This is a genomic window from Pseudoduganella buxea (assembly GCF_009720835.1).
GTDB lineage: Bacteria > Pseudomonadota > Gammaproteobacteria > Burkholderiales > Burkholderiaceae_D > Rugamonas > Rugamonas buxea.
Genome location: NZ_WNKZ01000170.1, coordinates 1 through 5,174, shown reverse-complemented (window position 1 = coordinate 5,174; position 5,174 = coordinate 1). Strand labels below are relative to the sequence as shown.

2 protein-coding genes are annotated in these 5,174 nt (G+C 71.3%); both read left to right on the top strand.

All coding sequences use genetic code 11. The features are described from left to right. Positions 1-1,394, top strand: a 1,394-nt coding sequence (locus GM672_RS27085) for a beta-ketoacyl [acyl carrier protein] synthase domain-containing protein (RefSeq protein ID WP_170300275.1), incomplete at its 5' end; no start/stop codon positions are given. Between the two features lie 10 nt (positions 1,395-1,404). After that, the coding region (locus tag GM672_RS27080; RefSeq protein ID WP_170300274.1) for an SDR family NAD(P)-dependent oxidoreductase at positions 1,405-5,174 on the top strand (3,770 nt) is incomplete at its 3' end.

The window sequence follows — 5,174 nt, the reverse complement described above, 5'->3', positions numbered from 1 at the left end:
CCGTGGTCGGCATGGCCGTGCGGGTGCCCGGCGCCGCCGACGCCGCGGCGTTCGGCACGCTGCTGCGCGAGGGCCGCTGCGCCATCGGCGACGTGCCCGCTTCCCGGTGGGATGTCGCGGCACTGTATGACGCCAAGGGCCGGCCAGGCAGCAGCATTTCGCGCTGGGGCGGCTTCGTCGACGGCATCGAAGACTTCGATCCGGACTATTTCAATATGTCGGAAGCCAGCGCCACCTGCCTCGACCCGGCCGTGCGCCTGCTGCTGGAAGGCGCGGCGGCCTGCCTGCGCGATGCCGGGCTGGAGGATGCGGACGTGCGGCGCCAGAACATTGGCGTCTATGTCGGCGCGCGCATGGGTGACTACCGGCTGCGCGCTGCCCAGGCTGGAACCGAGGCAGGGCTCGGGACCGACCAGAATTTCATCGCCGCGCATGTGGCGCACCATTTCGACCTGCGCGGTGCCAACTTCGTCGTCGACTCCGCATGCTCGTCATCGCTGACGGCCCTGCACCTGGCCTGCCAGGCCATCCTGTCCGGCGACAGCGCCCAGGTGCTGGTGGGCGGCGTCGATGTCCTGCTCGACGAAGAGGTGTATGTCCAGTTCAGCAAGGCACGGGCGTTGTCGCCCGGGGGACGCTGCCGCACCTTCGACCAGCATGCCGACGGCTTCGTGCCGGGCGAGGGCTGCGTCGTGCTGCTGCTCAAGCGGCTGGACCTGGCGCTGGCGCAGGGCGACCGCATCCACGCCGTGATCGAAGGCAGTGCCGTCAACAACGACGGCCGCACGATGGGACTGACGACACCCAATCCGGAAGCCCAGCAGGACGTGATCCGTGCCGCGCTGGCGCGGGCCGGACGCGGTGCCCAGGAGGTCGGCATGGTCGAAGCGCACGGGACGGCCACGATGATCGGCGACCCCATCGAGCTGAAGGCGCTCAACGATGTGTTCCGCACGGCCACCACCGAGCGGGCCTGCTGCGCCATCGGCAGCGTGAAGACCAATATCGGCCACCTGCTCAGTGCCGCCGGTGCCGCCGGGCTGGCCAAGGTCATCCTCGCCGTGCGCGACGGCGTGGTGCCGCCCAGCCTGTTCTGCGACACGCCCAATCCCCGCTTCGACCTGGCCGCATCGCCGTTCTTCGTGCCGGCGCAGGCCGCGCCGTGGCCGCGCCCCGGCACCCGGGTCGCCGGCGTCAGCGCATTCGGCCTGGGCGGCACCAATGCCCACGTGGTGGTGGCCGAGGCGCCGCCCCATCAGCCGGTGCGCCAGGCGTTGCCGCCACCGCGCTACGAACGGCGCCGGCTCTGGCTGGACCGGCCCGGCGCCGTGGGCCACACGCTGTCCCTGTTGCAGCTCCAATTCATCGATCCCGCGCAAAGCGAAGTTCTCTAAGGCGACCGACATGCAAGCTGACGAAACCCAAGAAATACTGTGTACGCTGCGCCTGGCGCACAGCGACCTGGTCATGCAAAACCACCGCGTCCACGATGTATCCGTGATGCCGGGCGTGGTGTTCCTGGACCTGGCCATGCGCGTGCTGGCCGCGCGCCACCAGGCGACGGCGGCGCTGGCCCTCGAGCGCATCCTGTTCAGCGAGCCGGTCGTCACCGACGCCGGCCGGGACCGTGAACTGCGCGTGCGCATCCGCCTGCCAGGGGCGGCAAGCGGCAGAGTCGTCGTCGACAGCCGCGAGTGGGGCAGCGGCGCGCCGTTCCGCGAAAATATGCGCGCGGCCCTGGTGAGCGATGCGCAGCCGGCATTGCCCGACCTGGACCTGCTGGCATGCCGGGCCGGCATGGTGGCGGGCAGCGACATGGAAGAACTGTACCGCCGTGCGCGGCTGGAAAAGATCTGCCACAACGCGCCGATGCGTTGCCACGGCCAGCTGTGGAAGGGTGGCGGCGCGCTGCTGGCCGAGCTGGCCCTGGAAGTGCCGGGCACCCCGGGATTCCAGATGCACCCGGCCGCCCTCGACGCCACCACCATTGCCTGTTACGGCCAGACCGAACTGGCCTTCAGCGACCCATTCATCCCCGTTGCGATCGAGCGCTTCCGCATGGTGCGGCCGCTGCCCGAGCGCTTCGTGCTGCACGCGCCGCGCACCGAAGTGCTGGCCGATACGGGTGACGTGATCACCAACGCCTACGACCTGTACGATACGGCCGGGCGTCACTGCGCCTCGTTCCATCAGCTCACCTGCAAACGGATACGGTCGCCCGAGCTGATCACGCGGCTGTTGCAGGCGCCCGTGAACGCGCCCGCGCCGGTGGCGCCGCTGCCGGCCATGCCGCTGCCGGCGTCCGGGGCAACGTATGCTGGCCTGCTGACCGGCTGGATCGCCGAACTGCTGGCAATGCCGCCCGCCGCCGTGCGTGCCGATGTCGGCTTCTACGAACTGGGCCTCGATTCCCGCAACCTGCTGGAGCTGGCTGCGCGGCTGGAGACGGTGCTGCGGCGTGACATCTATCCCACGCTGCTGTTCGAGCACCGCGATATCGCCACGCTTGACGCGTGGTTGTGCCAGGCCCACGGCCCGCTGCCGGCCGTTTCATCGAACCTGCCTGCCGACGTGCCGGGCGCTGTCCCGGATGCGGAGCCGGTCGCGTCGGCGGCCACCGTCTGGGCCGCGCCCGGCTGGCAGGTCGACCAGCGCGCCCTGGTCCCTGGTGCCGCGCCCCGCAAGCTGGTGGCAGCTGGCCTGACCCCGGCCGAACTGGCCGCGCTGGCCGCGCACACGGGTGCTGAGAGCTGCGTTGCGCTGGAGGCACCCGCCGGCTTGGCGGACCTGGCGGCCGATGCCGTCATCGTCATGCTGCCGGCGCAGGCGAATCCCGCCGCCATGCTGGCCGTCGCTGCGGCCTGGAGCGGCGCCTGCGCCCGCCAGCAGTACGCACTGGACCTGCTGTTCGTCGAGCGCGCGCCGGAGCCGTCGGTCACGTTACAGGGCCTGGCGGCGTTCGCCCGTTGCGTGCGGCTGGAAACCCCGCGCCTTGCCGCGCGTACCCTGTGGACCGGCCGGCACGACTGGTGTGCCGCCGTGGTCCAGGAGCTCGGGCGCACGGGCGCCGGGCTGCCCCCGACCGCCGGCGTGATTTCCGCCGCCGGCCGGTTGCAGGTATTGATGGCGGACGCCGCGTCCGCATCCGTGCCGTCCGCCGCCGTGCCATCGGCCCTTCCGCCCGGTGCCGTCTGCCTCATCGCCGGCGGCACGGGCGGTATCGGCACGTTGCTGGCCGAGTGGCTGGTCGACACGGTACAGGCGCGCGTCGTGGTGCTGGGCCGCGGTACGCCGACGGCGGCGCTGCGGCAGCGCTGGCAGTCCCGTTCCGGTCCCGGCTCGATCGAATTCGCCGCCTGCGACGTGGCCGATCCAGCCGCGGTGCAGGGCGTGGTGGCAGCGCTGCGCCAGCGCCTGGGCGGCATCCAGGCCGTTTTCCACGCCGCCGGAACGCTCGACGATGCGCTGCATTTCAATATCGATGCAACGCGGCTGGAGGGTGTGCTGGCCTCGAAGGTGGCTGGCTTTCATGCGCTGGACGACGCCACGGCCCAGGATCGGCTGCTGGCGTTCGTCGCTTTCTCCTCGCTGGCGTCATGGCGCCCGAATTCCGGCCAGGGCGCGTATGCGTTCGCCAATGCCGCGCTGGCAAGCCTGGTCGAGATGCGGGCGCACCGCGCCGACCGCCAGGGCAGCAGCATCGCGATTGACTGGCCGCTGTGGGCGGAAGGCGGCATGCGACTGGGCGAGGCCGAACTGAGGGCGGCAACCGGGCGTACCGGCCTGCTGCCACTGCCGGCCAAGGTGGCATTCGATTGCCTTGGCGCGGCACTGGGCCGGGGCGGCGCCACCCGGGCCGCCGTGCTGTACGGCGACGCTGCCCGTATCGGCGGCTGGCTGGCGCCCGCTACCGCCGCGACACCCGCGGCGCCGGAAAGCGCACCGGCGCGAACCGGCGGCGACATCGCCATCGTCGGGCTGGCCGGACGCTACCCCGGTGCCGACGATATCGACACCTTCTGGCAGCGCCTGGCCGACGGCCATGATGCCGTCGGCGAGATACCGCCCGAGCGCTGGAACCACGAGGCCATTTTCGATGCGCGCCGCGGCGTGACGGGCAAGACGTATGGCCGCTGGGGCGGCTTCCTGACGGCGATCGACGCCTTCGACGCGGGACTGTTCAATATCTCGCGGCGCGAGGCCGAGCGCACCGATCCGCAGGAACGGCTGTTCCTGGAGACGTGCTGGACGCTGATGGAGGAGGCAGGCTATCCGGCCACCCGGCTGGACGAACGCAACGTCGGCGTGTACGTCGGCGTGATGTGGAACCACTACCAGCTGTGCGGCGAGGGCGCGGAAGTGGCGCCGGCGGCGATGCATGCCGCCATCGCCAACCGGGTGTCCTATGCGCTCGACCTGCATGGCCCCTCGATGGCCGTCGATACGGCGTGTTCCTCGTCGCTGACGGCCATTAGCCTGGCGGTCGATGCGCTGCGCGCCGGCTCCTGCCGCATGGCGATCGCCGGTGGCGTCAACCTGGCGGTGCATGCGGAAAAATACCGCCAGCTGGCGCAGGGGCAGTTCCTGTCGGACGACGGCCGCTGCCGCAGCTTCGGCGCCGACGGCACCGGTTACGTGCCGGGCGAGGGCGTCGGTGCACTGCTGCTGCGACCGCTGGACGATGCGCTGGCGGCGGGCGATCACGTCTGGGGCGTCATCAAGGGCAGTGCACTGAACCATACCGGGCGCACCAGCGGCTTCACGGTGCCGAGCCCGGCGGCACAGGCCGACGTGATCCGCCAGGCCCTGCGCAATGCGGCGGTCGCGCCGCACTCGATCTCGTACGTGGAAGCGCACGGCACCGGCACGGCGCTGGGCGATCCGATCGAGATCGAAGGGCTGGCGCGGGCACTGGGCACGGATGGGCCACGGCCGGTGGCGCTCGGTTCGGTCAAGTCCAATATCGGTCACCTGGAAAGCGCGGCCGGCGTGGCGGCGGTCAGCAAGGTGCTGCTGATGCTGCGGGCACGCCAGCTGGCGCCGTCGCTGCATGCACGGCGCATCAACCCCGCGCTCGACCTGGACAAGCTGGGCTTGTACGTCCAGCAGGACCTGGCGCCGTGGCCGGCCGGGTCGCCCGGCGCCCCGCGTCGCGCCGCGATCTCGGCGTTCGG